Below are 24,752 nucleotides of genomic sequence, written 5' to 3' on the forward strand. Positions count from 1 at the left end.
GGGTGGGGCTTACCATCAGGGCTGATGGGCCTGTTCCAGTTTCACTGATGCCGGCGCTGTCCTGGGGCTTGACCCTGGGTCTCTGGCCGTACGGCGGGCGTGGAGAGGGGCCCTCGGATCAAGTCCGAGGGCAGCCTTGTGGATGGGATATGGGGTGTGTTGATCGACGGATCGGAGTACCCCCACCTGGCCTCCCCCTGTTAGGGGGAAGAACAGAGCGGAGCGTGAGGGGCGTTAGTCGACGTGCGTATGCACTGTGACGCCGCCGACGATGGTGCGCATGACCTTGCCGGCGAGGCGGGCGCCTTCGAAGCTGGTGTTGCGCGAACGGGAGCGGAAGTCGCGCTCGTTGACCTGCCAGGGGTAATCGAGATCGAACAGGATCAGGTCGGCGGGCGCGCCCTTGGCGATGCGGCCAGAGGGTAGGCCGAGGATTTCGGCGGGGCGGATGGTCATTGCGCGTAGGACCGTCAGCAGGTCGACATCGCCGGAGTGGACGAGGCGCAGGGCTGCCGCGAGCAAGGTTTCGAGGCCGATGGCACCGTCAGAGGCTTCAGCGAAGGGCTGGCGCTTGACCTCGGTGTCCTGCGGGTCGTGATCGGAATGGATAGTGTCGATGGTGCCATTGCGCAGGCCCTCGATCACCGCCTGGCGATCATCCTCGGCGCGGAGGGGCGTCGAGAGCTTGTAGAAGGTTCGGTAGCGACCAATGTCGTTCTCGTTGAGCGAGAGGTTGTTGATCGAGATACCGGCCGTAACGGAGGCGTTACGCTTTTTGGCTGCAGCGAGCAGCTCGACGGAACCGGCGCAGGAGATCTGGGCGGCGTGATATTTGGTCTTGGTCAGGGCGGCCAATTGCAGGTCGCGGGCCAGCGGAATGGTCTCGGCCTCGCGCGGAATGCCCTTGAGGCCGAGCACGGTGGCGAACAGGCCCTCGTTCATCACGCCCACGCCGGTGAGGCTTTTGTCGGACACGTGGTGGACGATCGTCATGCCATAATTGGCGGCATAGCTCATCACGGTGCGGAGCAGGGCGCTCGATTGAATGGAGTTGCGGCCATCGGTGAGGCAAACGGCGCCGGCTTCCTTGAGCAGGCCGAACTCGGTCATTTCCTGCCCGTCCAGGCCCTTGGTGATGGCGGCGGCAGGCAGAACATTGACCTTGGAGGTGGCCTTGGCGCGGCGGATGAGAAAATCCACCAATGCGCCATCGTCCACGACGGGTGCGGTGTCGGGCATCATCACAAAGCTGGTGACGCCACCGGCAGCGGCGGCATCGCCGGCCGATTGCAGGGTTTCGCGATATTCCTTGCCGGGCTCGCCGGTGAAGACGCGCATGTCGATGAGGCCGGGCGACAGGATGTGGCCGGCGGCGTTGACGACTTCGGCGCCTTCGGGAACGCCGACGGGGCCACCATGGGCGATATCAGCGATTACGCCATTTTCGATGAGCACGGCGCCGGTCTTGTCGGTGCCGGAGGCCGGATCGACGATGCGGGCGTTTTCAATGAGCAGGGGGCGGGTCATGCGCGGTCTCCTGCCGGCAGCAAGGCATCGAGGACGGCCATGCGCACGGCGACGCCCATTTCGACCTGGTCGATGATGACGGAGGCGGGGCCATCGGCAATTGCCGGATCGATCTCGACGCCGCGGTTCATCGGACCGGGATGCATGACAATGGCGTCGGGCTTGGCGTAGGCCAGTTTTTCGGCATCGAGGCCATAGAAGTGGTAATATTCGCGGACCGAGGGGATCATACGGCCATTGGCGCGCTCATGCTGAAGGCGCAGCATCATGACGACGTCAGCGCCCTTGAGGCCTTCGCGCATGTCGGTGAAAACTTCGGTGGCGAGGTGTTCGATACCGGCGGGCAGCAGGTTGCGCGGGGCAATGACGCGGGTGCGGACATTGAGTGCGCCGAGCAGCAGCAGATTGGACCGGACGACGCGCGAATTGGCGATATCGCCGCAGATGGCCACGGTCAGGCCGGAAATGCGGCCCTTGTGATTGCGGATGGTCAGGGCGTCGAGCAGGGCCTGGGTGGGGTGCTCATGGGCGCCGTCGCCGGCATTGATCACTGCGCAGCCAACCTTCTGGCTCAGCAGCTCCACCGCGCCAGCCGCCGAGTGGCGCACGACGATGACGTCGGGGCGCATGGCGTTGAGCGTGGCGGCCGTATCGACAAGGGTTTCGCCCTTGGACACCGAGCTGGTCTTGACCGACATGTTCATCACCTGCGCGCCGAGGCGCTTACCGGCGATTTCGAACGAGCCCTGCGTGCGGGTGGACGATTCGAAGAACAGGTTAATCTGGGTTTTCCCTGCCAGCGTGGGGAAGCTCTTGCGCTCCTGCCGACTGACCGGAACCATGCGCTCGGCGCGATCCAGCAGGTCGATGATCTCGTGCTGTTTGAGATCGGCAATGGAAAGCAGATGCTTCTGGCTGAAAGGGGGATAATCGCCGGACGTACCGGCGGGCGTGGTTGAGGCTTTGGGGGCCATGCGTTCCCATCCCTGATGTTTGATGCGGTCTAGGGGAGGCAAGCGGCGTGGGCAAGATCATTTATGCGGTTTTGAATATGTTCGAGCACTTTCGAGCCGAAAATATTCCAAAATATTCCACGCTCTTGGCCTCAGTTTCGTAGCCGATCCAGAGCGCCCTGGAGGATGTAGCTGGCGGCAAGTTTGTCGACGACTTCGGCCCGGCGGTCGCGGCGCATGTCGGCTTCGATCATCATGCGGGTGACGGCGCTGGTGGAGAGGCGTTCGTCCCAGAAGGCGATGGGCAGGGTGATGCGCTGGGCGAGGCTGCGGGCGAAGGCCCGGGTGGACTGGACGCGCGGGCCCTCGGAGCCATCCATATTGAGCGGCAGGCCGAGAATGATGGCGACAACGTTGTTCTGGGCGATCAGCTCATCGAGGCGAATGGCATCCGCGGTGAACTTGGTGCGCTTGATGGTTTCGAGTGGCGTGGCTGAATAACGCATGCCATCGGAGATGGCTACACCAATGGTCTTGGTGCCCAGATCAAGTCCGAGAATCTTGCCCGTGGCCGGAATGGCGGCGAGCGGATTGGCGAATTCTTCGGTCATTGCGGGCGGGTCCCTTGCCTGATGCGGCCCGTCCTATAGTTTGCGCGCCAATTTGGCGACAGGAAAGCATAGATGAAACTCACCTGGTTTGGCGGGACGACGGTTCGCATTCATGTTGGTGGGGCGATTCTGGTGGGGGATGCGAAGGGGGCGCCGGCTAGAATCGATCGGACGGAGCTGGTGTCAGGGGCCGATCGGGTGTTTGCGCTGGATGGTGCGGATCTGCCGGTGGCTGATGGCGCGAGCTGGAAGCCGCGGCGACAGGCGCGGTTGCTGGATGAGGGCGAGGTTCTGCCCGAGGTGTTGCTGTGGTCGGTCACTGGCGGTGTGCTGGTCGACGCGATTGGGGAAGCGCCGTTGCTGCTGGCGAGCGACGATCTTGGTGAGCTGGGGCGTTGGGCCGATGGCGCGGTTGTGGTGCTGTTTGGTGACGGAGCAGCGCTCAGCGCTCGTGGGCAGGCCGTGCTGGATGCCCGCACACCCAAGGTGATTGCGCTGGCGGCGGGCGAGGATGACGTCGACATTGCCATCGCCGCCCTGCGCGATAGATTGGACGGCACGGGGCTGTTTTCGCTGGAGCCGGGAATGGCGCTGGAAATCTGATCGGACGCATCAGCCAAATTCATTGTCTTTTCCGGCGGTCCGTTGCTAAGAACGGCCCAATTGAGCCGCTATTTTCTGGAGTTCCCATGTCGGTTGATGCCGCCACCGTGAAACGCATTGGTCGCCTTGCGCGCATCCGTATCGAGGACAGCGAAGTTGCTGCCTATCAGGATGAGCTCAATGCCATGTTGGGGTTTGTCGAGCAGCTGACGTCCATCAACGTGGATGGCGTGGAACCGATGACATCGGTGACGCCCATGACGTTGCGCCGCCGCGATGACGTGGTCACTGATGGTGGCTATCCCGAAAAGATCGTCGCCAATGCGCCTTTGTCGGAAGACAACTTCTTCATGGTGCCCAAGGTGATCGAATAAATGCCAGTTTCGATCGCTGTCGAAACACCACTTCAGGACGATGTGCGGGCGCTTGTGACCAAGTTGAACGCGCATCTTTTGCCGCTGTCACCACTCGAGTTCCAGTTCAAGATGACTGTGGAGCAGATGGCCGATAGCGACACGACGCTGTTTGTGGCGCGGGACGAAAGCGGCGCGGCTGTGGGCATGGGTGCGCTCAAGGTGCATTCGGCTGAGCTGGGCGAAGTCAAACGCATGTTCACCGACCCAGAAGTGCGCGGCAAGCGTATCGGTTCGGCACTGCTCGACGCTATCGTCGGACTGGCTCGTGAGCGTTCGCTGAAGGTGCTGATGCTGGAAACGGGGACTGGCGAGGGGATGGCGGAAGCGCATCGCCTTTACACGCGCAGCGGTTTTGCCGAACGCGGTCCGTTTCTGGATTATCCCGACAGTGAATGGTCGGCGTTCTTCGAACTGCCGCTGGATGCGGGGCCTCCCGCATGATGAAGCAAATTGCATTGCTGGCGCTGTGCGGGCTGGCGCTGACCGGCTCCGCCATGGCGCAGGACGAGCGTGTGATCGACCAATCCAAGCTCTACGTGAGCGAACTCGATGCGTGCGAAGCCATCGAGCGTCGGGGCGCAGAAGCCTGGATGGAGAGCGATTTTATTAGCCTCAGCTTTTCCGGCGGCCTGCAAGGCACGGAGTATCAGTGCCACTTCGTCGACGTGAAGGCCGTGTCCAAGCGCAGCTTAATCTTCGTCTCGGCAGTGTGCGAGTTGCCCGGCGAGATTTATCCTGACACGTTGGCTATCGCCGCTTACGACGATAAGACAATTCAAGTCGTTTCTTCCTACGAGACTGCAATGGCCGCCGCTGGCAAGGTCGATCCGAGCGCACACAGTGCCGACGGCATGCTATTTACCCGCTGCGACAATCTGAGCGAGACATACTTTGACTGACCTGACCAAACTCAGCCTGGCCGATGCCCGCAAGGGCCTCAACGACAAGAGCTTCACTTCGACCGAACTGACTGGGGCGTACCTGTCGGCGATCGAACAGGCCAATCCATCGCTCAACGCCTATGTGGCTGTGACCGGTGAGCAGGCGCTCGATATGGCCAAGGCCAGCGATGCCAAGCTCGCGGCCGGGCAGGGTGGCGCGCTGGAAGGCATTCCACTGGGCATCAAGGATCTGTTTGCGACCAAGGGCGTGCACACGCAGGCGGCCAGCCACATCCTCGACGGCTTCAAGCCCGAATATGAATCGACCGTGACCGCCAATCTGTGGCGTGATGGCGCCGTCATGCTGGGCAAGCTCAACATGGACGAGTTCGCCATGGGCTCGTCCAACGAGACCAGCTATTACGGCCCCGTCATCAGCCCGTTCCGCGCCGAGGGCAGTAATGCCAATCTGGTGCCAGGTGGTTCGTCGGGCGGTTCGGCGGCTGCTGTTTCGGCGTGGCTGTGCGCAGCAGCGACGGCAACAGACACCGGTGGCTCGATCCGCCAGCCAGCAGCCTTCACTGGCACGGTCGGCATCAAGCCAACCTATGGCCGTTGCTCGCGCTGGGGCACTGTGGCTTTCGCGTCCTCGCTCGATCAGGCTGGCCCAATCGCCCGCACAGTGGAAGACGCTGCGCTGATGATGACCTCGATGTCTGGGTTCGATCCCAAGGATTCGACCAGCGTTGATCTGGCGGTGCCAGATTTTGCCGCTGCTGTTGAACGCGGCGTGAAGGGCCTCACCATCGGCGTTCCGCGCGAATACCGCATGGACGGCATGCCCGCCGAGATCGAAAAGCTGTGGCAGCAGGGCCTCGACTGGCTGCGCGCCGAGGGTGCGACGGTCAAGGACATCTCACTGCCGCACACGAAGTACGCACTGCCAGCCTATTACATCGTGGCGCCCGCTGAGGCCTCGTCGAACCTTGCCCGCTATGATGGCGTGAAGTTCGGCCTGCGCGTTTCGGGCAAGGACATCACCGACATGTATGAGCTGACCCGCGCTGCCGGGTTTGGCCGGGAAGTGAAGCGTCGCATCATGATCGGCACCTATGTGCTGTCGGCCGGCTATTTCGATGCCTATTACGTCAAGGCGCAGAAGGTCCGCACGCTGATCAAGAAGGACTTCGAGGACGCGTTCCACGCGGGTGTCGACGCCATCCTGACGCCTGCAACGCCTTCGGCTGCGTTCGGTATCGGTGATGAGGATATGGCCAGCGATCCGGTCAAGATGTACCTCAATGACGTGTTCACAGTGACGGTGAACATGGCCGGTCTGCCGGGCATTGCGGTACCTGCGGGTAAGGACGGTCAGGGCCTGCCACTCGGCCTGCAGCTGATCGGCAAGCCATTTGACGAAGAGACGCTGTTTGCCGCGGCGCGCGTCATCGAAAAGAGCGCCAACCTCGACTTCTCGCCAAAGCGTTGGTGGTAAGACATGGCTGGCTGGTCGCCGACTGACGACAATGGCGGGTTCGGATCGGACCTGAGCGTCTATATGGCGCATCTGCGGTGCATCGCAGGGCTGGTCGTGGAACCCAAGACCAAGGGCGTCAATCTTCCAGCGGAATACCGCTGGGAGATTACCCAGAGCACCCAGCCGCTGATTGAGGCGTCTGAGGGCGATCTGTCCTATGAGGACGTTGCGGCGCTGAAGGCGTTTGCCGAAGAGGTCACGCGCGTGCCTGTCAATGCACCGCCGCTGTCGGACAAGTCCTGGGCGAAATCGCGCGCTATGGCGCACGATTTGCTGGCTCAGCTGGAACCGCTTTATGCGGAGCTGGAACCTGGGCTTCTCGGTGACGAATAGGGCTTGGGCTTGATTGCTATGCCGATCCGACCTATTTGGCGCGCATGCACAAATTGAAATTGGTTGTGACGTCGCCTCAAGGGGCGTCCGGGCCGACAAGGGTATCGCCGATGGCCGCTGACATTTTCACCACGCTCGACTGGTCCGAGCCACCCAAAGACATGAGCAAGCCTTTGCAGGCTCTGTGGTGGCTGAAGAAGGGCGAGCTGCGTGTGGGCCCCGAATGGGAGCAGGCGCACAATATCGTTCAGGCGATGGAGGGCGTGCAGGCTTTCGACTGGGTCCACGCACTGATGCACTGGATCGAAGCCGATATGGGCAATGCCGATTACTGGTATCGCCGCGCGGGCAAAAAGCGGGCTACGCCCAGCGTGGGCAGCGAGTGGGAACATATCGCGGCTGCCCTCAGCGAAGTGACTAAGCACTAAGAAAAAGGCCCCGGTGGATGATCCCCCGGGGCCTTCGTTTACTTCAGCAGGTAGGCGGCTTCGCGAAGCTTTTCAGCGAAGTTCAGGCCAGCGAGGCCATAGCCCTGGTTGTCGCGCTGATCGACTTCGTAGACATGGCCAGCGGCAACGGCAGGCAGACGATCCCACAGAGGGCCGCTTTCCACGCCGCTCTGGTTCTGGCGTATGATCAGGTCGAAGACAGCCAGTTCGCCGTAGTTTTCCTGAGCGAACTCAGTGCCGCTATCCTGCTCTGGGTCCCAAAAGGGCAGATCGAGGCCGAGATCGTGCGCAGTGACCATCTGCAGGTTGGAGTGCTGCACAAGGGCCGAATCTTCCGAGCTCACGAGAATGCCGACTTTCTTGCCGGCGACGAGCGGGCCGATCTCGGCTTTGATTTCGGCAATGCGGGCGTCGTATTTGGCAAGCAGACCATTGGCCTTATCGGCCAGGCCGAACTGGGCGAGCTGGGCGGAGAGATCCTTCTTCCAGCCATCATGGCCATCGCTGACCGGCAGAATCGGTGCGATCTGGCGTAGGCGGGCATTGTCGTACCAATCGGTCTGGTAGCCATAGCTGCCCATGATGATCAGATCAGGCTCAAAGGCGATCAGCTGCTCGAAATTGATCTTGGTGACGTCGACGGCAAGAAGGGGCAGGTCGGCTGGAACCAAATCTGGGAACTGTTCGCCCGGGCGCTCCTGACCAGCGACGAAGTTGCCGCTGGCGACAACGTTCCACCCGGCGATGATCGCGAATTCAAGATCGGTGCGGCCCTGAATGGTGACGACGCGCAGTGGTTCCTTGGGCACTTCAACGGTGTTGTCGGCGTAGGAGAAGTTGACGGTGTCGGCGGCAAAGGCGGGTGGCAGCGAAGCCGAGGCCGCAAGGACGAGCGCCAGGCTGACAGCGCGGATTGAATGGGAAACGGACATTAAAACCCTCAAGCGAAATTAAGCAGCACCGCCAGCCGATTGAGACGGCAGCAGTGTTCATCGCATCAAACAAACATGAATATGTTTGTCAAATTATTTGGCAGTGAGGTCGCCGGAGAGGATGAGGAAGCCGGTGACAATGTACCAGATGGTGTGTGGCCAGGCGGCGACGCGCTCGATGGTGCCGCGCCCGAAGGGGTAAATGCCGGCCACGTAGAGGAGGAAGGCCACGAGCGCAATGGCGCCGGTGGCGATCGTATAGAGCGCGAAGGGGCGGTGCGTGCGCCAGAGGACCGCGCCCAGCAGGAAGAAGCCGAAGCAGGCAATGCCGAGCGACAGCGTGGCGCCCAGCATGTGGAGCGGCAGGACGGCATTGAGCGGGAAAATGCCGACGAGCATGCTGCCGGCGCCGCCCAATGCCAGCAGCCAGAGGGCCGACACTGTGAGTTTGCCTTGTGGCCAGAGCGTGCGCGTAAACCAGATGCCGAGGACGACGAGCGCGCCGTTGAGCACAATGCCGGTGTTGAAGACGAGGCTGAGAGGCGAACAGACCAGTTCGGTGCCGCCGGGGGCAGGGTTGAAATAGCTGCCACAGGTGGTGACGCCGAGAAGGCTGATGTCATCGAGCGCCATGGAATAAGCGGGCCATGCCGCCTGGGCGATGAACTGGGCGAGGAAGAACTCGATGGTCAGCAGCCAGAAAATGGCGCCAAGACGAATCTGGCTGGTCATGGAGTTCCCCCGGAGATGGGGGATGTGAGCGTGGGGCGGAGGGAATTGTCAAATCACGGGGACCCCGAAGTGAGGCGCGGGGGCGGTGACGATGTCTATGATGATTCAACGCTCACCACGTTATTCCCGCTTTCTCGGGAATGACATGGTGGCGGCGTGTGGGGAGTGGCCCTCGGATCAAGTCCGAGGGCAGCCCGGTGGGCGGGACAGGATTGGTAGCCTTGGCATTACCGCTTCTGCGTTACCGGTTGTCCTGCTCGCTGCGAACCAGTTCTAGGCCGCGTTTGGTGATGCGGTAGGGTTGGCCGCCTTGGGATTTGATGGCTTTTTTCGACTTCAGCTTGCGGAAGAGCAGCAGGCTGCAGGTGTTGAGCTTCCGACCTTCGCGGTTGAAGAATTCAAGGTCAGTGACCTTGCCGTTGTCGTCGCGCACCAAAGCAATACGGCCGCCCTGAGCGAGTGCATGGAGCACGCGCTGTTCGTCTTTAGAAATATCCAATTTTGTCTAAGCCCGAAAAGCGGGCGGGGGTGCGCAACGCGCTACCGCCAGTCTACCCGCGAACAAACAGGATCAGCCGCAGGCATCGCGCGCGGCGGCAGATCGGTTTATTCAGCCCCGTTCCGACAGAACGGGGCTTTAGCGGGTCTCAGACTGGTTAGACATAAAACAAAACCTTGATTAGCGTGGTGAGCATAGTTGCGCCGCCTGCCAAGGCCAAGCTTGAATGGCGGCTACAGTTGATATCGTCGCCGTGTCGGTGCAAACCGGCAACACGGAAAACTGCACTGCGTAAAACCTGCACTGGATGGACTCGTGACCGCTACCAAGACGCCTGCCGAATGCGAAACCAAAGAAGATGTGCGCGCTGAAATCGACCGCGTCGATCAGGCGTTGCTGAGCCTTTTCGCAGAGCGGCACCGCTATGTGACGCGCATGGCGCAGATCAAGACGGACCCGCATGAGGCTCGTGATCCTGTGCGCATCGAGGCGGTCATTGCGCGGCTGCGCGAGCGTAGTTTGGCCCTTGATCTTGATGAGGATCAGGCGGAACTTGTGTGGCGGACCCTGATCGATTGGAACATCAATTACGAGAAGGGCATCATCGCGGCGCGGCGCCGCACGCAATGAGGGAGAAGGCCATGCCCGGGATCAGCATTCGTCAGGCTGTGAAGGCAGATGCCGCCAGGCTGGCGGATATCGCTTATCGCGCCTGGGAAACTGGTATTTTTCCATTGCTCACCGACCAGCCCGGGCTGAAAGAGACCGAGCGGCAGCGGCTGCATCAGGTAGTGGGCGAGACCATTGCCCGTATCATCGTCGCCGAAGTGGATGGCGTTGTGGTTGGCTGGTGCTCCCGTTCATCGCGGCGGGCCTATATCCCGTTTCTGTTCGTGATACCGGAATTGCAGGGCCATGGGCTGGGCTCGCTCCTGCTACGACGCATGGAGTCGATGCTCGAACTTGAGGGTGCCGACCATGTGCAGCTGGAAACGCCAGCGGACAATGTGCGGGCCGTGCGGTTTTACGAGCGGCAGGGCTATCGCATTCTGGCACTAAAGCCGGATGGCCGCGCGGCGCACGAGCCCTTCATGAGCGTTCATCTGGAAAAGACGCTCGATCCTTTTGAGGGCGATATCGAAGAGGACTGAGTTCTCAGGATACCCCCTCCTAGCCTCCCCCTGATAGGGGGAGGGACTTGTCTGGTGCCTGTTCTTACATCTTGCCTCATGTGCCCTCGGCTTGAGCCGGGAGATGAGCGGTGGGTTTGGCCAGTTCGCGCCAAATTGACAATCCGCGATTGCATCTGTCACCCCTTCCCACTATGCGTTTTGCATAGCTTTGCCTTGCCTTTCAGGACGTTCAATTGACCCTTATCGATACGCGCACGCCCAATCCCAAGAGCTTCATCGCTGGATCAACCGGTGACTGGGAAATTGTCATCGGCATGGAAGTGCATGCGCAAGTGACCAGCGAGAGCAAGCTGTTCTCCGGTTCGTCGACTGAATTCGGCAATCCGCCCAATGCCAACGTCTCGTTTATCGACGCGGCCATGCCCGGCATGTTGCCCGTGATCAACGAGGAGTGCGTGCGCCAGGCTGTGCGCACCGGGCTGGGTCTGAAGGCAAAGATCAACAAGCGCAGCGTGTTTGACCGGAAAAACTATTTTTATCCCGATCTGCCGCAGGGCTATCAGATCAGCCAGTTCAAGGACCCTATCGTGGGTGAAGGCCTGATCTATCTGGATATGCCGGAAGGGCAGATCGAGATTGGGATCGAGCGCCTGCATCTGGAGCAGGACGCGGGCAAGTCGATCCACGACCAGCATCCGAATATGAGCTTTGTGGACCTGAACCGCTCCGGCGTGGCGCTGATGGAAATCGTCAGCAAGCCAGATCTGCGTTCGTCCGAAGAAGCCAAGGAATACCTGTCCAAGCTGCGCACCATCCTGCGCTACCTCGGCACCTGCGACGGCAATATGGAGCAGGGCTCCATGCGTGCCGACGTCAACGTGTCGGTGCGCCGCCCCGGTGGCGAGTTCGGTACGCGCTGCGAGATCAAGAACGTCAATTCGATCCGCTTCGCGGGTCAGGCGATTGAATATGAAGCGCGCCGCCAGATCGACATTCTGGAAGATGGCGGGTCGATCGACCAGGAAACTCGCCTGTTCGACCCCAAGCTGGGCGAGACGCGTTCGATGCGCTCCAAGGAAGAAGCACACGACTATCGCTACTTCCCCGATCCCGATCTGCTGCCGTTGGAATTCGACGAGGCGTTCATCGCGGCGCTGGCCGAACACCTGCCAGAGCTGCCAGATGAAAAGCAGGCCCGCTTCATCGCTGACTATGGCGTGACGCCCTATGACGCGATGGTGCTGACGCTGGACCGTGAAGCTGCAGATTTCTTTGAGGCCGCAGCAACGCACGGCGCCCGCAAGCGCGACGGCAAGGCTGTATCGAACCTGATCCAGGGCGATCTGGCCGCTTACGCCAACACGCAGACGACCACGTTCGACAAGACCCACGTGACGGCCGAGCAGATCGCCGAGATCGTCGACCTGGTGGCTGATGGCGTGATTTCGAGCAAGGGCGCCAAGGATCTGCTAGCCCTGATCATCACCAAGGAAGACGAAGGCAAGCCTGCCGAGATCGTCGAGCGTCGCGGCATGAAGCAGGTCACCGACCTTGGCGCCATTGAAGCGATCATCGACGAGATCATTGCGGCCAACCCCGATCAGGTTGCCAAGGTGCTGGCGAAGCCGACGATGATCGGCTGGTTTGTTGGCCAGGCGATGAAGGCATCGGGTGGCAAAGCCAACCCACAGGCGCTGAACGATTTGATGAAGAAGAAGCTCGGTCTCGAATAGGACCTGAGTTCTCTGCAAAAATGAGAAGCCCCGGTTGATCTTAGATCAACCGGGGCTTCTTTTTGATGGGTTGTCTGACCGTTAGACTGCAGGTCGGGACCAGAGGCGCAGCACGCGACCATCGATGCAGAGCAGACCGACAAACACCAGCAACATGCCCGCGATGTGGACGGGCAGGATGGTTTCACCCAGCAGCGTCACGCCAAGGATGATGGCGACGACCGGCGAGATGAAGGTGTTGGACGCGAAGTTGGTCGCGCCAATGCGCGGCAACAGGCGATACATGATCTGGAAGGTGAGGGCGGTGGAGAACAGGCCCAGCGCCAGCCACGCGGCCCAGGTTTCGACGCGTGTGGCGTGCGGCACGCCTTCCATGAGGAAGGCGACGGGCACGGAGACAACGGCGGCGCCGGTGATGGCGATCGTCGCCAGGGTGGTCGGATCAACAGCGCGGAAGCTACGGGCGACGTTGAGAGTGACCGCGTAGCAGAGCGTGGCCAGTAGGCAGAAGCCGATACCAATCAACTGGTCTCCAGCGTGGCCGCCAGTGAGGGCGGGCGAGGCTAGGAGCGCTGCGCCGGCAAAACCGGCCACAACGCCGAGTGCCTTGTTCATCTTGGCCTTCTCGCCGCCGGGCCAGAAGTGAGCAACGACAACGGTCAGGATGGGTGTCAGCGCATTGATGATGGCGGTGAGGCCGCTGGCGATATGGGCCTGGCCGAGCGGAAACAGGGTGAAGGGCAGCGCGTAGCTGAAAATGCCGAGTATGCCGAGCTTGAGATAAAGCATCGGATCGCGCGGCACCGGCTTGCGCAGGGCGACGAAGATCACCCAACTGGCGACAGCAGCGATGGAGACGCGCCCCGCTGCAATCCAGATCGGTCCTAGTTCACGTAGCAGAACCGCGTTGAACAGGAAGGAGCAGCCCCAGATACTGCCAACAAATATGAGAAGCGCCCAGTCGCGTGCGGCCATTTGATTCTACCTCGGAAAGACCGGACGCTATGCCTCGGTGTAACAAAGGTCGAACCGATTTTGACGATGGTTGCCATCAATTCGCGTTATGACCGCGGCGGCTCCCATTCGATATTTTGGGTTAATGTGAACCAAATCGACAGTTGTGAATTGTAGGATTAGCGTAGTTCTATCGGGTCATCCAAGTGCCGCCTCCCACATACATCGTCGATTACCTCCAATTCATCGGCCAGGTGCGCGGCAATTACACCGTGCGCGATGAGCGGGGCGCTGGCGTCCAGCAGGTGTGCCACACGCGCGTGGTAACCGTAGACACTTTGACCATCGACTGTGCGGCGCCTGGCGCGATTGGTGCGAAGTGGGTCGCGTATTTCCCCGAGTTTGGCCTGTTGCGTGGCGTAGTCAGCCGTTTGGCTGGTCCGCGCACAGTGGAGCTTGAGCTGCAGTTGAGCGACGCCACGAGGCGGAGGCTGTCGGGAACGATCCGTTGGATGGTTCGACGCGGTCGCGGGCTGACCAAGGACATGCGGCGCTCGCCACGACTGACGCCACGTTATCCGCAGGTTGATCTGACGGTAGGCAACGAGCAGTGGGACCGGGCGCTTCTGATCGATATTTCCGCGACCGGCGCGAAGCTGACCGCGGATCGCGCGCCGAGCCTTGGCAGCGTGGTGATGGTGGGATCCATCCCGGCAACCGTGGTGCGCAGTGAGCGGCAGGCGTTTGGCGTTGAGTTCGCCGAGCCGCTGGTGCTGAAGAATTTCGAGCAGATGCGCTTCGGCAAGGAGTAGCCGAAGTCTTAGAGGCTGTTTGCGAGCAGTCGGAGCGCTTCCGGGTAGATCCGGTGTTCTTCGATCAGGATGCGGGCCGCGAGCGTCTCAGGCGTATCGCCATCGAGCACAGGGACTTCGGCCTGCAGGATTGGATCGCCTTCATCAAGACCCGGCGACACGAAATGGACCGTGCAGCCATGGACCTTGGCGCCGTCTGCGAGCGCGCGCTCGTGGGTGTGCAGGCCCTTGTAGAGCGGCAGCAGCGAGGGGTGAATGTTGATCATCCGTCCGGCCCAGCGCAGCGTGAAGTCTTCGCCCAGCACGCGCATGAAGCCAGCCAGGCAGACGATGTCGACGTCCCAGCTTTCGAGCGTCTGTGTCAGCACGTCCTCGAGCATGTCCCGTGTGGGAAACTTGCTCTGGGCGAGCGAGGCCGTGGCGATGCCTTCGGCAGCCGCGATGGCCAAACCGGGCGCTGCAGCGCGATTGGACAGCACGCCGACGATCTCTGCGGGATAATCAGGCGCCTTCGCCGCTTGGATAAGCGCCGACATGTTGGAGCCACGTCCCGAGATCAGGATGGCGACGCGCTTCTTGATCACAGCGCCAGCTTGCCGTCGAAAGTGACGGGTTCGCCGGTGCGGGCGGTGAGCTTGCCGACGATGGAGGCGATCTCGTCTGCAGCGTTGAGGTGTTCCACCAGCTTGTCCGCATCTTCGGGCGCGACCGCGACCAGCATCCCGACGCCGCAATTGAAGGTACGGAGCATCTCGTGCTGGCTCATGCCGCCGACATGGCTCAGCCAGCCGAAGACCTTGGGCACGTTCACCGCGTCGAGATCGACATGGGCTGCGAGGTGCTCGGGCAGCACGCGCGGAATGTTGTCGATGAAGCCGCCGCCGGTGATGTGGGCCAGCGCCTTGATGCCAATGCCGGCCTTGAGGGCGGCGAGCAGGGGCTTCACATAGATGCGGGTTGGCGTCAGCAGGGCTTCGGACAGCGACTGGCCGGGCGCGAAGGGCGCGTCCATGTACCAATCAATGCCGGATAGTTCGACGATCTTGCGGACCAGCGAATAGCCGTTGGAGTGAACACCCGAGGACGCGATGGCGACCAGGGTGTCGCCTTCGGCAATGTCGGGGCGTGGGAGGAGGGTGCCACGCTCGGCGGCGCCTACGGCAAAGCCAGCCAGATCGTAGTCATTGCCATGGTACATGCCAGGCATTTCAGCGGTCTCGCCGCCGATGAGCGCGCAACCGGCAATGCGGCAGCCTTCGGCGATGCCGTTGACGATGGCGGTGCCCTGCTCGACATCGAGCTTGCCGGTGGCAAAGTAGTCGAGGAAGAACAGCGGCTCAGCGCCCTGAACGATAATGTCGTTGACGCACATCGCCACCAGGTCCTGCCCGATGGTGGAATGATTGCCGGTATCGATGGCGATCTTGAGCTTGGTGCCGACGCCATCATTGGCCGCGACGAGCACGGGATCGCTAAAACCGGCCGCTTTCAAATCGAACAAACCGCCGAAGCCACCGATCTCACCATCGGCGCCGGGGCGACGGGTGGAACGAACTGCGGGTTTAATCGCTTCTACAAGGGCATTACCGGCGTCGATATCGACACCTGCCTGCTTGTATGAGAGACCGTTTGGTGTCAGGTTTTGCGGATCAGACATAGGCCTCGGAACCATGTGGAGAAAGCGTGCGCAAAGCCGTTACCGGAAAGCCAAGGCGGTTGCCAATTCCGGAGCCGGAAGCTAGACGGCCTGATAGCTTCTCCACCACATCGACGCAAGGGCCGCGCTCGCCTATGACCCTGAGAAATCAAGTGCTGATCTGGATCGCGTTCTTTGTGGTGCTGATCGGGCTGCTGTATCTATTCCGCGGTATATTGCTGCCATTCGTTGTGGGCGCAGCGCTGGCTTACCTGCTCAATCCCGTGGTCAACCAGTTGCAAAGGCTCAAGATTAACCGCGTCGGCGCCACCAGCATCGTGCTGTTGTTCGTTTTGGCATTGGTGCTTGGGCTGTTCTTCATGCTGGTGCCACTGATCGGCCAGCAGGTGGTTGGCCTTATACAGCGCGCACCAGGATACGTGACCGATTTGCAGGCCCTGTTCGCCCGCTGGTCGCCTGAAGTTAACGAATGGCTGGGGCCGGAGCGTGCAGCTCAGGTGCAAACGAGCATCAGTGACCTGGCGCGCCAAGCACTTGGTTTCATTGCGACATTGCCAGCCGAGCTGGTCAATATCGGCTACACTGGCGCGACCGTTATCGGCATCTCGCTGCTGACCCCCGTTGTGGCGTTCTATCTGCTGCTGGACTGGGAAGGCATGATCCGCGGACTGCAGGGACTGTTGCCGAAGGAACACAAGGCAGAGATCAACGGCATTCTGGGCGATATCGACAAGTCGATGGCCGGGGTTATTCGCGGTCAGGGTGGCGTTTTGCTGATCGATGCGGCGTTCTATGCGACGGCGTTGAGCCTTCTGGGGCTGAACTTCGGCCTCGCGGTTGGGCTGATTGCAGGCCTGTTGAGCTTTGTGCCGTTCATGGGCTTTGCCGTCGGCTTCTCGTTGTCGATCGGTATCGCGCTCGTTCAGTTCTGGCCGAATTGGTGGATGGTGGTTGCCGTCTGCGCGATTTTCATGGGCTGGCAGTTCATCGAAGGCAATATCCTGTATCCCAAGCTGGTTGGCTCGAGCATCAATATCAACCCGGTCGGGCTGATGTTCGCCTTGCTGGCCTTCGGCGCGCTGTTTGGCTTTGTCGGCCTGTTGCTGGCTGTGCCGCTGGCGGCGATCGTGGGTGTGTTGGTGCGTTATGGCGTCGCCAAGTATAAGGCGAGTGCGCTGTACAAGGGACCAAATGGTGATCTGGATGGCGACGTCAGCGCGGCCTGATTCAGTGTCCGAAACGCGCCAACTTACGTTTGAGCTGGGCCATACGCCTGCCCATGGTGAGGCTGACTTCCTGGTGGGGGAAGGCAATGAGCTGGCTTATGGCCGTATCATGGCGTTTCCGCATTGGGGCGATCCGCTAACACTGCTGGTGGGGCCGGCAAAATCGGGCAAGTCGCATCTGGCGCGCATATTTGCCGACCGGAGCGGTGCGGTGTTTGCCGGGATCAATGATCTTGAAGCGTTGGCGCGGGATGGCGGGCAGGGCGCGTTAGTCGTGGAAGACGTCGACCGGCTGGACTATGACGAGGCCGGACTATTCCACCTGCTTAACCAGTGCATGCGCGATCATCGTCCGCTGTTGCTGACGGCAAGCGAAGAGGTGGCCAACTGGCCACTGGCGACGGACGACGTTCGCTCCCGCGCACGCCGGGCAACGGCCTTTACGCTCGAGCTGACGGACGACATTCAATTGTCACATATGTTCGTGAAACTCTTCGGGGATCGACAAATCACCGTCGATCCGAAGATCATTGCCTATCTGGTGGCGCGCATGGAGCGCTCGACGGAGGAGGTGGTGCTTCTCGTCGATCTGATGGACAGGCTGGCGCTTGCCAAGGGGACGGCCATTACCCGCAGCATTGCCGCCGAAGCGCTGGACCAGCGGCAGACGGCGCATGGTGCGCAGCACGGACATGAATGGGAAAACCCGGACGATGAATGAGATGAGCGATTTCCCTGAAGCCGAAACCAGCGTTCCAGACGTAGAGGCATTGCGCAAAAGCCCTGCGCGCTTCGTCAATCGTGAAGTCAGCTGGCTGCAGTTCAACATGCGCGTGCTGGAAGAAGCCGGCAACGAACACCACCCGCTGCTGGAACGGCTGCGGTTTGTGTCGATCTCTGCCAACAATCTCGATGAATTTTACATGGTGCGCGTCGCTGGCCTTAAGGGGCAGGTGCGGGCGGGCCTTGCCAAGCAGAGCGCCGATGGCCTGACGCCAGCCGAGCAGCTCGAGGAAATCGCGACGCTGGCTCAGCACCTGCAGCTGGAGCAGCAGGACCACTGGCAGAACCTGCGCGAAGAGCTGTTTGAGCAGAACGTGGTGATCCACGAGTCCGACGACCTGACGGCGGATCAGGTGAGCTATCTGTCCAAACTGTTCCGGGAAGAGATTTTCCCCGTTCTGACGCCGATTGCGGTCGATCCGGCGCATCCGTTCCCATTCATTCCCAATCTGGGTCTGGCACTGGCATTCGAGCTGCGCCGTCCGGATAATGACATACCGTTGACCGCGCTGGTGCGTATTCCGGGTAATCTCGACCGCTTCATCAACCTGCCATCCGGACTGGTGTCCGAGGGGCGCAGCGAGGTTGTGACCATCGATACGCTGGTGAAGATCTTCTTCCACAAGATGTTCCCAGGCCACGAAGTGGTGGGCTCCGGTGCGTTCCGCGTGATCCGCGACAGCGAAATCGAAATTGACGACGAAGCCGCCGATCTCGTGGTGGAGTTTGAGTCCGCACTGCGCCAGCGCCGACGCGGGCAAGTGATCCGGCTTGAAATCGAAAGCTCGATGCCACGGGCGCTGAAGCGCCAGATCGGCGAACAGCTGGGCGTCAAGGAAGCCGACGTGTTCGAGGTGCCGGGGTTCCTGGGGCTGGCCGATGCGCGCAAGATTTGCGACGTCGAGCGCGCTGACCTCAAGTTCAAGCCCTATCACGCACGGTTCCCAGAGCGCATTCGCGACTACAATGGTGACAGCTTCGCGGCAATCCGCGCCAAGGACATTTTGGTCCACCACCCGTTCGAGAGCTTCGATGTGGTCGCGCAGTTCCTGATGCAGGCGGCGCGCGACCCTGACGTGGTGGCGATCAAGCAGACGCTCTATCGCACGTCGGCAGATAGCCCGATTATCAAGGCGCTGGTGATGGCGGCCGAGGCCGGCAAGTCGGTGACCTGCCTTGTCGAGCTCAAGGCGCGCTTTGACGAAGAGGCCAATATCCGCTGGGCGCGCGATCTGGAGCGTGCTGGGGCGCAGGTTGTGTTCGGGTTCATCGAACTCAAGACGCACGCGAAACTGAGCCAGGTGGTGCGGCGCGAAAAGGGCAAGCTGGTCAGCTATTGCCATATCGGCACCGGCAATTATCACCCGATCACAGCCAAGATTTACACCGATCTGAGCTACTTCACGATCGACCCCTCGATCACACGCGATGTGGCGCGGGTGTTTAACTTCATCACCGGCTATGCACGTCCGACGGAGCTTGAGACAATTGCGGTATCGCCAGTGAACCTGCGGGAAACGCTGATCCACAATATCGAGCGCGAAATCGAGTTCTCGCGCAACGGCCAGCCGGCCAGCATCCTGCTCAAGATGAACTCGCTGGTGGACCCAGCGATCATCGATGCGCTGTATGACGCCAGCCAGGCGGGCGTGAAGGTTGATCTGATCGTGCGCGGCATTTGCTGCCTGCGGCCCGGTATTCCGGGTTTCTCTGACAATATTCGCGTTAAATCGGTGGTCGGCCGGTTCCTCGAGCACAGCCGTATTTATTGCTTCGGCAATGGCGAAGTGATGCCAAGTCCACGGGCAAAGGTGTATATTTCCTCGGCAGATCTGATGGGGCGTAACCTTGATGGTCGCGTGGAAGTCATGGTGCCAATTCTCAACAAGACCGTGCACAAGCAGATTTTGGATGTGATTTTGGTTGCCTATCTGCGAGACAACCAGCAGAGCTGGGAAGTGCTGCCTGATGGTAGCTCGCATCGTGTGCGCACCAGCGAGGGCGAAGAGCCGTTCAATGCGCATGACTACTTCATGACCAATCCGTCACTGTCGGGCCGCGGCAGCGCCGGCACGGTCGAAGGTGACGAGGCCTAGGCTTGAACGAATTCTGGGGCGTGGACGCCGATCCGACCGCACAGGGACGCATCAAGGGCGCAAAGCCTGTCGCTGTGCTCGATATCGGCTCAAACTCGGTGCGACTGGTTGTCTACGAGCGTCACGCACGGGCACTAACGCCTCTCTATAACGAAAAGTCCGCCTGCGCCCTCGGGCGCGGGGTTGGGCAGACGGGACGTTTGGCAGACGCCAACGTTGCGCAGGCCCTTAATGCCATCAAGCGGTTTGCGTTGGTGGCGCGCATGATGCGGGTGGGCAAGGTCTACGTGCTGGCCACCTCTGCGGTGCGCGACGCAGCCAATCGCAATGAATTTGTCGACGCAGTCGAGGCAATCATGGGCCACAAGGTCCGGGTGCTATCCGGCGAAGAAGAAGCGCACTTTGCGGCGCTGGGCGTTGTTGCCGGTATTCCTGAATTCAATGGCATTGTGGGTGATCTGGGTGGCGGCAGCCTTGAGCTGTCGACGATCCTGGATGGGCACGACACCAATGGGCAGTCGTTCGAGCTGGGCGTGATCCGGCTGCAGGACGACAGCAATGGATCGGCCGTGCGGGCCGCAGCGATCGTGCGTGAGCGGCTGGACCAGACGTCGCTGGTCGAAGTGGCGCAGGGCGGCTCCTTCGCCGCCATCGGTGGCACCTGGCGCTCGCTTGCCAAGCTCCACCAGATGGAGCGCGGCTATCCCCTGCATATGGTGCAGAATTATGTGGTGTCCGCCGACGACATGATCGCGTTTTGCGCGGAGATCGTCGGTGCGAGCTCGCTCAAGAGCTACTCCGGCGCCAGCTCGGTCAGTTCATCGCGACGGGAGCTGGTGCCGTTTGGCGCGGCGGTTTTGAGCGAAGTGCTGAAATGCGGCAAGTTCGCCAATGTGGTGTTCTCGGCGCTCGGCGTGCGCGAAGGCTTTCTGTTTGGATTGCTGGATGATGACGAGAAGGCCATCGATCCGCTGATCCAGTGTGCGGAAGAGTTGTCGGTGTTGCGGTCGCGCTCGCCCGCCCATGCCAGCGATCTGATTGGTTTCACCGGGCAGTTTCTGGCCGCGGCAGGTGGCGTCGAGACGGTTGAGCAATCGCGGTTGCGGATCGTGTCCTGCCTGTTGGCCGATATCGGCTGGCGGGCTCACCCGGACTATCGTGGGCCACAGAGCGTTGATTCCGTGGCCTATGGCTCGATGAGTGGCGTGGACCATGCCGGGCGGGCGTTTCTGGCGCAGGTGATTGCCATTCGCTATGGCGGGCTCAAAAGCAAGGCGGCAGCGCCGGTGAGCAAGCTCAGTGGACCGGAAATGACTGCGCGGGCCCGGTTGATAGGGGCGCTGTTCCGGGTGGCCTATCCAATGACGGCCGCCATGCCGGGAATTCTGCCGCGCATTCGCTTTGAGGTGAATGGCAATCAGTTGGCCCTCGTTCTGCCGGGTGATCTGGCGTTTCTCAATGGCGAGCATTTGCAGGGGCGGCTGGATCAGTTCGCCAGCGTTGCAGGCTACAAAAATGCCAAGGTGCGGGTCGACTAAGGTCCCCGCGCAAAAAAAGCCCCCGGATGATGTCCGAGGGCGTCTTTTGCATTTCAGAAGACTTATTCGGCCGGGTGGTTTTCCGCGACCGCGAACTCGATGACGCCCTTGCGGGTCGCCACGAGGCCGATACGGCCGTGTTTGATGTCGAGGGCCTTTTCGCCAAACAACTTGCGACGCCAGCCTTTGAGGGCAGGGACATCGGCATCGTCATCGAGCACCAGGGCGTCGATCTCGTCCGAGGTGGCGATGATGCGGGCGGCGACGCCATGCTGCTCGGCAACAGACTTGAGCAGGACGCGCACGAGATCACCAACAGCACCCTTGGGCGACGGGCCCCGATAGCGCTCGGGCATGTCGGGCAGCTCGGCCTTGGTCAGGGCCTCGACGTCCTTGAGGATCGCGATGATTTCGGCGGCGGCGCTGCTGCGGCCAAATCCACGGGGCACGGCGCGGAGCTTCTCGAAGGCATCGGCTGTCAGCGGGCGCTGTTGGGCCAGCTCGAACAGAACATCGTCCTTAAGGACGCGGCTGCGCGGCTGATCGCCATCCTGCGCGCGACGCTCGCGCCACTCGGCCAGTTTCTTCATCGCCGCGAGATCACGCGGGCGATTGATCTTCAACTTGAGGCGTTCCCAGGCCTGCTCGGGCTGGACGACATAGGTATCGATGCTGCGCAGCACGCCCAGCTCATCCTCAACCCAGTCCCAACGTTTGGTGGCATCGACCTGCTTGCGGAGTTCGACATAGATGTCGCGCAGATGGGTCACGTCGGCCAAGGCGTAAAGGCGCTGCTTTTCGGTGAGCGGGCGGGCCGACCAATCTGTAAAGCGGCTGGACTTGTCGAGTTCGACATTGGTGATCGAGCGGACAAGATTGTCATAGGACACGCTGTCGCCGAAGCCGCAGACGCTGGCGGCAATCTGGGTGTCGAAGATATTGACCGGCACTTTGCCTGTCAGCTTGACGAAGATTTCGATGTCCTGCCGGGCGGCGTGGAACACCTTGGTGACATTGGGGTTGGCCAGAAGCACAAAGAATGGCGACAGATCAAGGCCAGGCGCCAGCGGATCGATCAGTACCGCCTCGTCATTGGTCGCCGCCTGAATAAGACACAGCTTGGGCCAGTACGTGGTTTCGCGAAGGAACTCGGTATCGACAGTAACGAAATCGAACTTTGCAGCGCGCTCGCAAAAAGCAGCGAGTACGTCTGTGGAAACTATGAGGTCCATACCGGAGTCCGTCTTATAAAAGTCAACATTGTTCCTAGCAGGTGGAACACGTTCACTCCAGAACGGATTTGTTGAGCGGCGCTGTGTGGTTAGCCTTCGTGGCACCGGATAGGGCGTTCAACTTGACAAGCGGGGGCTCACATGCGCTTTTCCCGCCCAAGATTCCGGCCTTTTTTCAGAGTTCCGACCATGACCACACATCGCTATCGCTCGCACACTTGCGGGGCGCTGACCGCCACGAACGCCGGTGAAACCGTCCGCCTCAGCGGCTGGGTGCATCGCATTCGTGACCATGGCGGCCTGTTGTTCATCGATCTGCGCGACCATTACGGCCTGACGCAGGCTGTTATCGACCCTGATTCTCCTGCATTCGCGGCAGCCGAAAAGGTGCGCTCTGAATGGGTTATCCGTATCGACGGCGAAGTGAAGCTGCGCGATGCAGCTGCCGTGAACACCAACCTGCCAACCGGCGCGGTTGAAGTGTTCATCCGCGAAATCGAAGTGCTGTCCGCAGCCAAGGAACTGCCGCTGCCTGTGTTTGGCGAGCAGGACTATCCTGAAGATGTGCGTCTGAAGTACCGCTTCATCGACCTGCGCCGCGAAAAGCTTCATGCCAACATCGTGAAGCGCACCAAGATCATCTCGGCGATGCGCAACAGCATGGCCGACGTGGGCTTCGCGGAATACTCGACGCCTATCCTGACGGCATCATCGCCAGAAGGCGCGCGCGACTTCCTCGTGCCAAGCCGCATCCACCCCGGCAAGTTCTTCGCGCTGCCGCAGGCGCCGCAGCAGTACAAGCAGCTGCTGATGGTGGCGGGCTTTGACCGCTACTTCCAGATCGCGCCTTGCTTCCGCGACGAAGATCCCCGCGCTGACCGTCTGCCGGGCGAATTCTACCAGCTCGACCTGGAGATGAGCTTCGTCACGCAGGAAGAAATCTGGGACACGATGACCCCAGTGATCTCCGATATTTTCGAGAAGTTTGCCGACGGCAAGCGCGTGAACAGGGAATGGCCGCGCATTCCTTATGATACCGCGATCCGCAAGTATGGTTCGGACAAGCCCGACCTGCGCAACCCGATCGAAATGGTCGCCGTGACCGAGCATTTCGCCGGTTCGGGCTTCAAGGTCTTCGCAAACCAGATCGAAGCAGACGCCAAGGTTGAAGTCTGGGCTATCCCAGCCAAGAACAAGGCCGGCGCCGAGCCAATCGGCCGCGCGTTCTGCGATCGCATGAATGCGTGGGCGCAGGGCGAAGGCCAGCCAGGCCTTGGCTACATCTTCTTCAAGGACGGGCAGGGCTCCGGCCCAATCGCCAAGAACATCGGCGAAGAGCGCACGGCTGCGCTCAAGGCTCAGCTGGGTCTTGATGACGGCGACGCCGTGTTCTTCGTCTGCGGCCACCCGAACAAGTTCTACAAGTTCGCTGGCGAAGCGCGCACCAAGGCTGGCACCGATCTCGACCTGGTCGATACCGAACAGTTTGCACTGTGCTGGATCGTCGACTTCCCATTCTACGAGTGGAGCGAAGAAGAGAAGCGGGTGGACTTTGCCCACAACCCGTTCTCCATGCCACAGGGCGGCATCGACGCGCTGAACAGCCAGGATCCACTGACGATCAAGGCCTACCAGTATGACGCCGTCTGCAACGGCTTCGAAATCGCCTCCGGCTCGATCCGTAACCAGCTGCCTGACACGATGGTCAAGGCGTTCGAGCTGACCGGCAAGACCCGCGACGAGGTCGAGGAGCAGTTCGGTGGCCTCTACCGTGCGTTCCAGTATGGCGCGCCTCCACACGGCGGCGCTGCATTCGGTGTGGACCGTATCGTGATGCTGCTCTGCGGCGTGCAGAACCTGCGCGAGATCACCGCGTTCCCAATGAATCAGCAGGCCGAAGACCTGCTGATGGGCGCGCCGGCTCCGGCTTCGGCCAAGCAGCTGCGTGAACTGAGCCTGCGCACGAGCGTTCAGGAGAAGTAATCGGCCTTGCCGATTTGAGTCTTAGGCCTCCGCTTCCGCGGGGGCCTTTTTGTTTGGCTGGGCCAATTATGGTTTCCACTCGTTAATCAGCATTAATAGTCCGTTAAAGGCTGATTGATACCCAAGGTGTGT

At 60.9% G+C, this 24,752-nt stretch carries 26 protein-coding genes; 16 read left to right on the forward strand and 10 right to left on the reverse strand.

Translation table 11 applies throughout. From position 1 onward, the window contains the following. Positions 1–234 precede the first annotated feature (234 nt). The 3 genes from pyrC to ruvX form a co-directional block, all read right to left on the reverse strand. Entirely contained in the window at positions 235–1,527 is a 1,293-nt protein-coding gene (gene pyrC, locus WH87_RS03010) for a dihydroorotase (RefSeq protein ID WP_046138554.1), read from the reverse strand. Beyond that, the gene (locus WH87_RS03015) at positions 1,524–2,501 is read right to left on the reverse strand and encodes an aspartate carbamoyltransferase catalytic subunit (RefSeq protein WP_046138553.1); all 978 of its coding nucleotides are present in this window, start codon (positions 2,499–2,501) and stop codon (positions 1,524–1,526) included. Before WH87_RS03015 ends, pyrC begins: the two co-directional genes overlap by 4 nt. A gap of 131 nt (positions 2,502–2,632) precedes the next feature. After that, the gene (gene ruvX / locus WH87_RS03020) at positions 2,633–3,091 is read right to left on the reverse strand and encodes a Holliday junction resolvase RuvX (RefSeq protein ID WP_046138552.1); all 459 of its coding nucleotides are present in this window, start codon (positions 3,089–3,091) and stop codon (positions 2,633–2,635) included. Positions 3,092–3,163: 72 nt separating this feature from the next. Here ruvX and WH87_RS03025 point away from each other — a divergent pair, with 72 nt between their 5' ends. From WH87_RS03025 to WH87_RS03055, 7 genes are all read left to right on the forward strand, one after another. After that, positions 3,164–3,694: a hypothetical protein gene (locus WH87_RS03025; protein WP_046138551.1), complete on the forward strand. Its 531-nt coding sequence runs from the start codon at positions 3,164–3,166 to the stop codon at positions 3,692–3,694. Between the two features lie 86 nt (positions 3,695–3,780). Next, positions 3,781–4,068: an Asp-tRNA(Asn)/Glu-tRNA(Gln) amidotransferase subunit GatC gene (gene gatC / locus WH87_RS03030; RefSeq protein ID WP_046138550.1), complete on the forward strand. Its 288-nt coding sequence runs from the start codon at positions 3,781–3,783 to the stop codon at positions 4,066–4,068. Next, positions 4,069–4,551, forward strand: a complete 483-nt coding sequence (locus tag WH87_RS03035) for a GNAT family N-acetyltransferase (RefSeq protein WP_046138549.1) — start codon at positions 4,069–4,071, stop codon at positions 4,549–4,551. Continuing rightward, positions 4,548–5,009 (forward strand): hypothetical protein, encoded by a 462-nt coding sequence (locus tag WH87_RS03040; protein ID WP_046173219.1) that lies wholly within the window; start codon positions 4,548–4,550, stop codon positions 5,007–5,009. The genes WH87_RS03035 and WH87_RS03040 overlap by 4 nt, the downstream gene beginning before the upstream one ends. Then, on the forward strand, positions 5,002–6,486 hold the full coding sequence (gatA, locus tag WH87_RS03045; RefSeq protein WP_046138547.1) for an Asp-tRNA(Asn)/Glu-tRNA(Gln) amidotransferase subunit GatA: 1,485 nt from the start codon (positions 5,002–5,004) through the stop codon (positions 6,484–6,486). The genes WH87_RS03040 and gatA overlap by 8 nt, the downstream gene beginning before the upstream one ends. 3 nt (positions 6,487–6,489) lie before the next feature. Then, a complete protein-coding gene (locus tag WH87_RS03050) occupies positions 6,490–6,861 on the forward strand; it encodes a hypothetical protein (protein WP_046138546.1) in 372 nt (123 codons plus the stop codon). A gap of 110 nt (positions 6,862–6,971) precedes the next feature. Beyond that, a complete protein-coding gene (locus WH87_RS03055) occupies positions 6,972–7,289 on the forward strand; it encodes a hypothetical protein (RefSeq protein WP_046138545.1) in 318 nt (105 codons plus the stop codon). A 38-nt stretch (positions 7,290–7,327) separates the two neighbouring features. Here the strand turns inward: WH87_RS03055 and WH87_RS03060 are convergent, their stop codons facing one another. The 3 genes from WH87_RS03060 to WH87_RS03070 form a co-directional block, all read right to left on the reverse strand. Further along, complete coding sequence (locus tag WH87_RS03060) at positions 7,328–8,242, reverse strand: ABC transporter substrate-binding protein (RefSeq protein ID WP_046138544.1); 915 nt, start codon at positions 8,240–8,242, stop codon at positions 7,328–7,330. Between the two features lie 93 nt (positions 8,243–8,335). Continuing rightward, positions 8,336–8,974: a DUF998 domain-containing protein gene (locus WH87_RS03065; RefSeq protein WP_046138543.1), complete on the reverse strand. Its 639-nt coding sequence runs from the start codon at positions 8,972–8,974 to the stop codon at positions 8,336–8,338. Between the two features lie 241 nt (positions 8,975–9,215). Then, positions 9,216–9,473 (reverse strand): YjhX family toxin, encoded by a 258-nt coding sequence (locus WH87_RS03070; RefSeq protein ID WP_046138542.1) that lies wholly within the window; start codon positions 9,471–9,473, stop codon positions 9,216–9,218. 315 nt (positions 9,474–9,788) lie between these two features. Between WH87_RS03070 and WH87_RS03075 the strand changes: the two genes are divergently transcribed. The 3 genes from WH87_RS03075 (at position 9,789) to gatB (ending at position 12,339) form a co-directional block, all read left to right on the forward strand. Beyond that, complete coding sequence (locus WH87_RS03075; protein WP_046138541.1) at positions 9,789–10,103, forward strand: chorismate mutase; 315 nt, start codon at positions 9,789–9,791, stop codon at positions 10,101–10,103. An 11-nt stretch (positions 10,104–10,114) separates the two neighbouring features. Further along, positions 10,115–10,624 (forward strand): GNAT family N-acetyltransferase, encoded by a 510-nt coding sequence (locus WH87_RS03080; protein WP_046138540.1) that lies wholly within the window; start codon positions 10,115–10,117, stop codon positions 10,622–10,624. Between the two features lie 215 nt (positions 10,625–10,839). Further along, positions 10,840–12,339 (forward strand): Asp-tRNA(Asn)/Glu-tRNA(Gln) amidotransferase subunit GatB, encoded by a 1,500-nt coding sequence (gene gatB / locus WH87_RS03085; RefSeq protein WP_046138539.1) that lies wholly within the window; start codon positions 10,840–10,842, stop codon positions 12,337–12,339. 81 nt (positions 12,340–12,420) lie between these two features. On the opposite strand, the gene WH87_RS03090 is transcribed toward gatB, so the two are convergent. Further along, positions 12,421–13,314 (reverse strand): DMT family transporter, encoded by an 894-nt coding sequence (locus WH87_RS03090; RefSeq protein ID WP_046138538.1) that lies wholly within the window; start codon positions 13,312–13,314, stop codon positions 12,421–12,423. A 185-nt stretch (positions 13,315–13,499) separates the two neighbouring features. Here WH87_RS03090 and WH87_RS03095 point away from each other — a divergent pair, with 185 nt between their 5' ends. Then, positions 13,500–14,105, forward strand: a complete 606-nt coding sequence (locus WH87_RS03095) for a PilZ domain-containing protein (RefSeq protein WP_046138537.1) — start codon at positions 13,500–13,502, stop codon at positions 14,103–14,105. A gap of 8 nt (positions 14,106–14,113) precedes the next feature. On the opposite strand, the gene purN is transcribed toward WH87_RS03095, so the two are convergent. Both purN and purM read right to left on the reverse strand, forming a co-directional pair. Further along, entirely contained in the window at positions 14,114–14,641 is a 528-nt protein-coding gene (gene purN / locus WH87_RS03100) for a phosphoribosylglycinamide formyltransferase (RefSeq protein WP_046138688.1), read from the reverse strand. A gap of 44 nt (positions 14,642–14,685) precedes the next feature. Then, positions 14,686–15,762, reverse strand: coding sequence for a phosphoribosylformylglycinamidine cyclo-ligase (gene purM / locus WH87_RS03105; protein ID WP_046138536.1), 1,077 nt, complete (start codon positions 15,760–15,762; stop codon positions 14,686–14,688). Positions 15,763–15,896: 134 nt separating this feature from the next. On the opposite strand from purM, the gene WH87_RS03110 reads away from it, so the two are divergent. The 4 genes from WH87_RS03110 to WH87_RS03125 are packed head-to-tail and all read left to right on the forward strand — an operon-like array spanning position 15,897 to position 21,405. Continuing rightward, positions 15,897–16,988, forward strand: a complete 1,092-nt coding sequence (locus WH87_RS03110; RefSeq protein ID WP_046138535.1) for an AI-2E family transporter — start codon at positions 15,897–15,899, stop codon at positions 16,986–16,988. Then, complete coding sequence (locus tag WH87_RS03115) at positions 16,966–17,709, forward strand: P-loop NTPase family protein (protein ID WP_052726343.1); 744 nt, start codon at positions 16,966–16,968, stop codon at positions 17,707–17,709. The genes WH87_RS03110 and WH87_RS03115 overlap by 23 nt, the downstream gene beginning before the upstream one ends. Continuing rightward, on the forward strand, positions 17,702–19,867 hold the full coding sequence (locus tag WH87_RS03120) for an RNA degradosome polyphosphate kinase (RefSeq protein ID WP_046138534.1): 2,166 nt from the start codon (positions 17,702–17,704) through the stop codon (positions 19,865–19,867). Before WH87_RS03115 ends, WH87_RS03120 begins: the two co-directional genes overlap by 8 nt. 2 nt (positions 19,868–19,869) lie before the next feature. Then, entirely contained in the window at positions 19,870–21,405 is a 1,536-nt protein-coding gene (locus tag WH87_RS03125) for a Ppx/GppA phosphatase family protein (protein ID WP_082092469.1), read from the forward strand. 62 nt (positions 21,406–21,467) lie between these two features. Here the strand turns inward: WH87_RS03125 and rnd are convergent, their stop codons facing one another. After that, the gene (gene rnd / locus WH87_RS03130; protein ID WP_046138533.1) at positions 21,468–22,637 is read right to left on the reverse strand and encodes a ribonuclease D; all 1,170 of its coding nucleotides are present in this window, start codon (positions 22,635–22,637) and stop codon (positions 21,468–21,470) included. A 189-nt stretch (positions 22,638–22,826) separates the two neighbouring features. Between rnd and aspS the strand changes: the two genes are divergently transcribed. Beyond that, the gene (aspS, locus tag WH87_RS03135; protein ID WP_046138532.1) at positions 22,827–24,620 is read left to right on the forward strand and encodes an aspartate--tRNA ligase; all 1,794 of its coding nucleotides are present in this window, start codon (positions 22,827–22,829) and stop codon (positions 24,618–24,620) included. Positions 24,621–24,752: the final 132 nt, after the last annotated feature.

Origin of the sequence: Devosia epidermidihirudinis (genome assembly GCF_000971295.1) — a bacterium.
Classification (GTDB): domain Bacteria; phylum Pseudomonadota; class Alphaproteobacteria; order Rhizobiales; family Devosiaceae; genus Devosia; species Devosia epidermidihirudinis.

What these genes read in the sequence shown, in the direction of transcription:
- pyrC (WP_046138554.1), bottom strand. Translation starts at nt 1,527, where the DNA reads ATGACCCGCCCCCTGCTCATTGAAAACGCCCGCATCGTCGATCCGGCC.
- WH87_RS03015 (WP_046138553.1), bottom strand. Translation starts at nt 2,501, where the DNA reads ATGGCCCCCAAAGCCTCAACCACGCCCGCCGGTACGTCCGGCGATTAT.
- ruvX (WP_046138552.1), bottom strand. Translation starts at nt 3,091, where the DNA reads ATGACCGAAGAATTCGCCAATCCGCTCGCCGCCATTCCGGCCACGGGC.
- WH87_RS03025 (WP_046138551.1), top strand. Translation starts at nt 3,164, where the DNA reads ATGAAACTCACCTGGTTTGGCGGGACGACGGTTCGCATTCATGTTGGT.
- gatC (WP_046138550.1), top strand. Translation starts at nt 3,781, where the DNA reads ATGTCGGTTGATGCCGCCACCGTGAAACGCATTGGTCGCCTTGCGCGC.
- WH87_RS03035 (WP_046138549.1), top strand. Translation starts at nt 4,069, where the DNA reads ATGCCAGTTTCGATCGCTGTCGAAACACCACTTCAGGACGATGTGCGG.
- WH87_RS03040 (WP_046173219.1), top strand. Translation starts at nt 4,548, where the DNA reads ATGATGAAGCAAATTGCATTGCTGGCGCTGTGCGGGCTGGCGCTGACC.
- WH87_RS03050 (WP_046138546.1), top strand. Translation starts at nt 6,490, where the DNA reads ATGGCTGGCTGGTCGCCGACTGACGACAATGGCGGGTTCGGATCGGAC.
- WH87_RS03055 (WP_046138545.1), top strand. Translation starts at nt 6,972, where the DNA reads ATGGCCGCTGACATTTTCACCACGCTCGACTGGTCCGAGCCACCCAAA.
- WH87_RS03060 (WP_046138544.1), bottom strand. Translation starts at nt 8,242, where the DNA reads ATGTCCGTTTCCCATTCAATCCGCGCTGTCAGCCTGGCGCTCGTCCTT.
- WH87_RS03065 (WP_046138543.1), bottom strand. Translation starts at nt 8,974, where the DNA reads ATGACCAGCCAGATTCGTCTTGGCGCCATTTTCTGGCTGCTGACCATC.
- WH87_RS03080 (WP_046138540.1), top strand. Translation starts at nt 10,115, where the DNA reads ATGCCCGGGATCAGCATTCGTCAGGCTGTGAAGGCAGATGCCGCCAGG.
- WH87_RS03090 (WP_046138538.1), bottom strand. Translation starts at nt 13,314, where the DNA reads ATGGCCGCACGCGACTGGGCGCTTCTCATATTTGTTGGCAGTATCTGG.
- purN (WP_046138688.1), bottom strand. Translation starts at nt 14,641, where the DNA reads ATGTCGGCGCTTATCCAAGCGGCGAAGGCGCCTGATTATCCCGCAGAG.
- purM (WP_046138536.1), bottom strand. Translation starts at nt 15,762, where the DNA reads ATGTCTGATCCGCAAAACCTGACACCAAACGGTCTCTCATACAAGCAG.
- WH87_RS03110 (WP_046138535.1), top strand. Translation starts at nt 15,897, where the DNA reads ATGACCCTGAGAAATCAAGTGCTGATCTGGATCGCGTTCTTTGTGGTG.
- WH87_RS03115 (WP_052726343.1), top strand. Translation starts at nt 16,966, where the DNA reads ATGGCGACGTCAGCGCGGCCTGATTCAGTGTCCGAAACGCGCCAACTT.
- WH87_RS03120 (WP_046138534.1), top strand. Translation starts at nt 17,702, where the DNA reads ATGAATGAGATGAGCGATTTCCCTGAAGCCGAAACCAGCGTTCCAGAC.
- rnd (WP_046138533.1), bottom strand. Translation starts at nt 22,637, where the DNA reads ATGGACCTCATAGTTTCCACAGACGTACTCGCTGCTTTTTGCGAGCGC.
- aspS (WP_046138532.1), top strand. Translation starts at nt 22,827, where the DNA reads ATGACCACACATCGCTATCGCTCGCACACTTGCGGGGCGCTGACCGCC.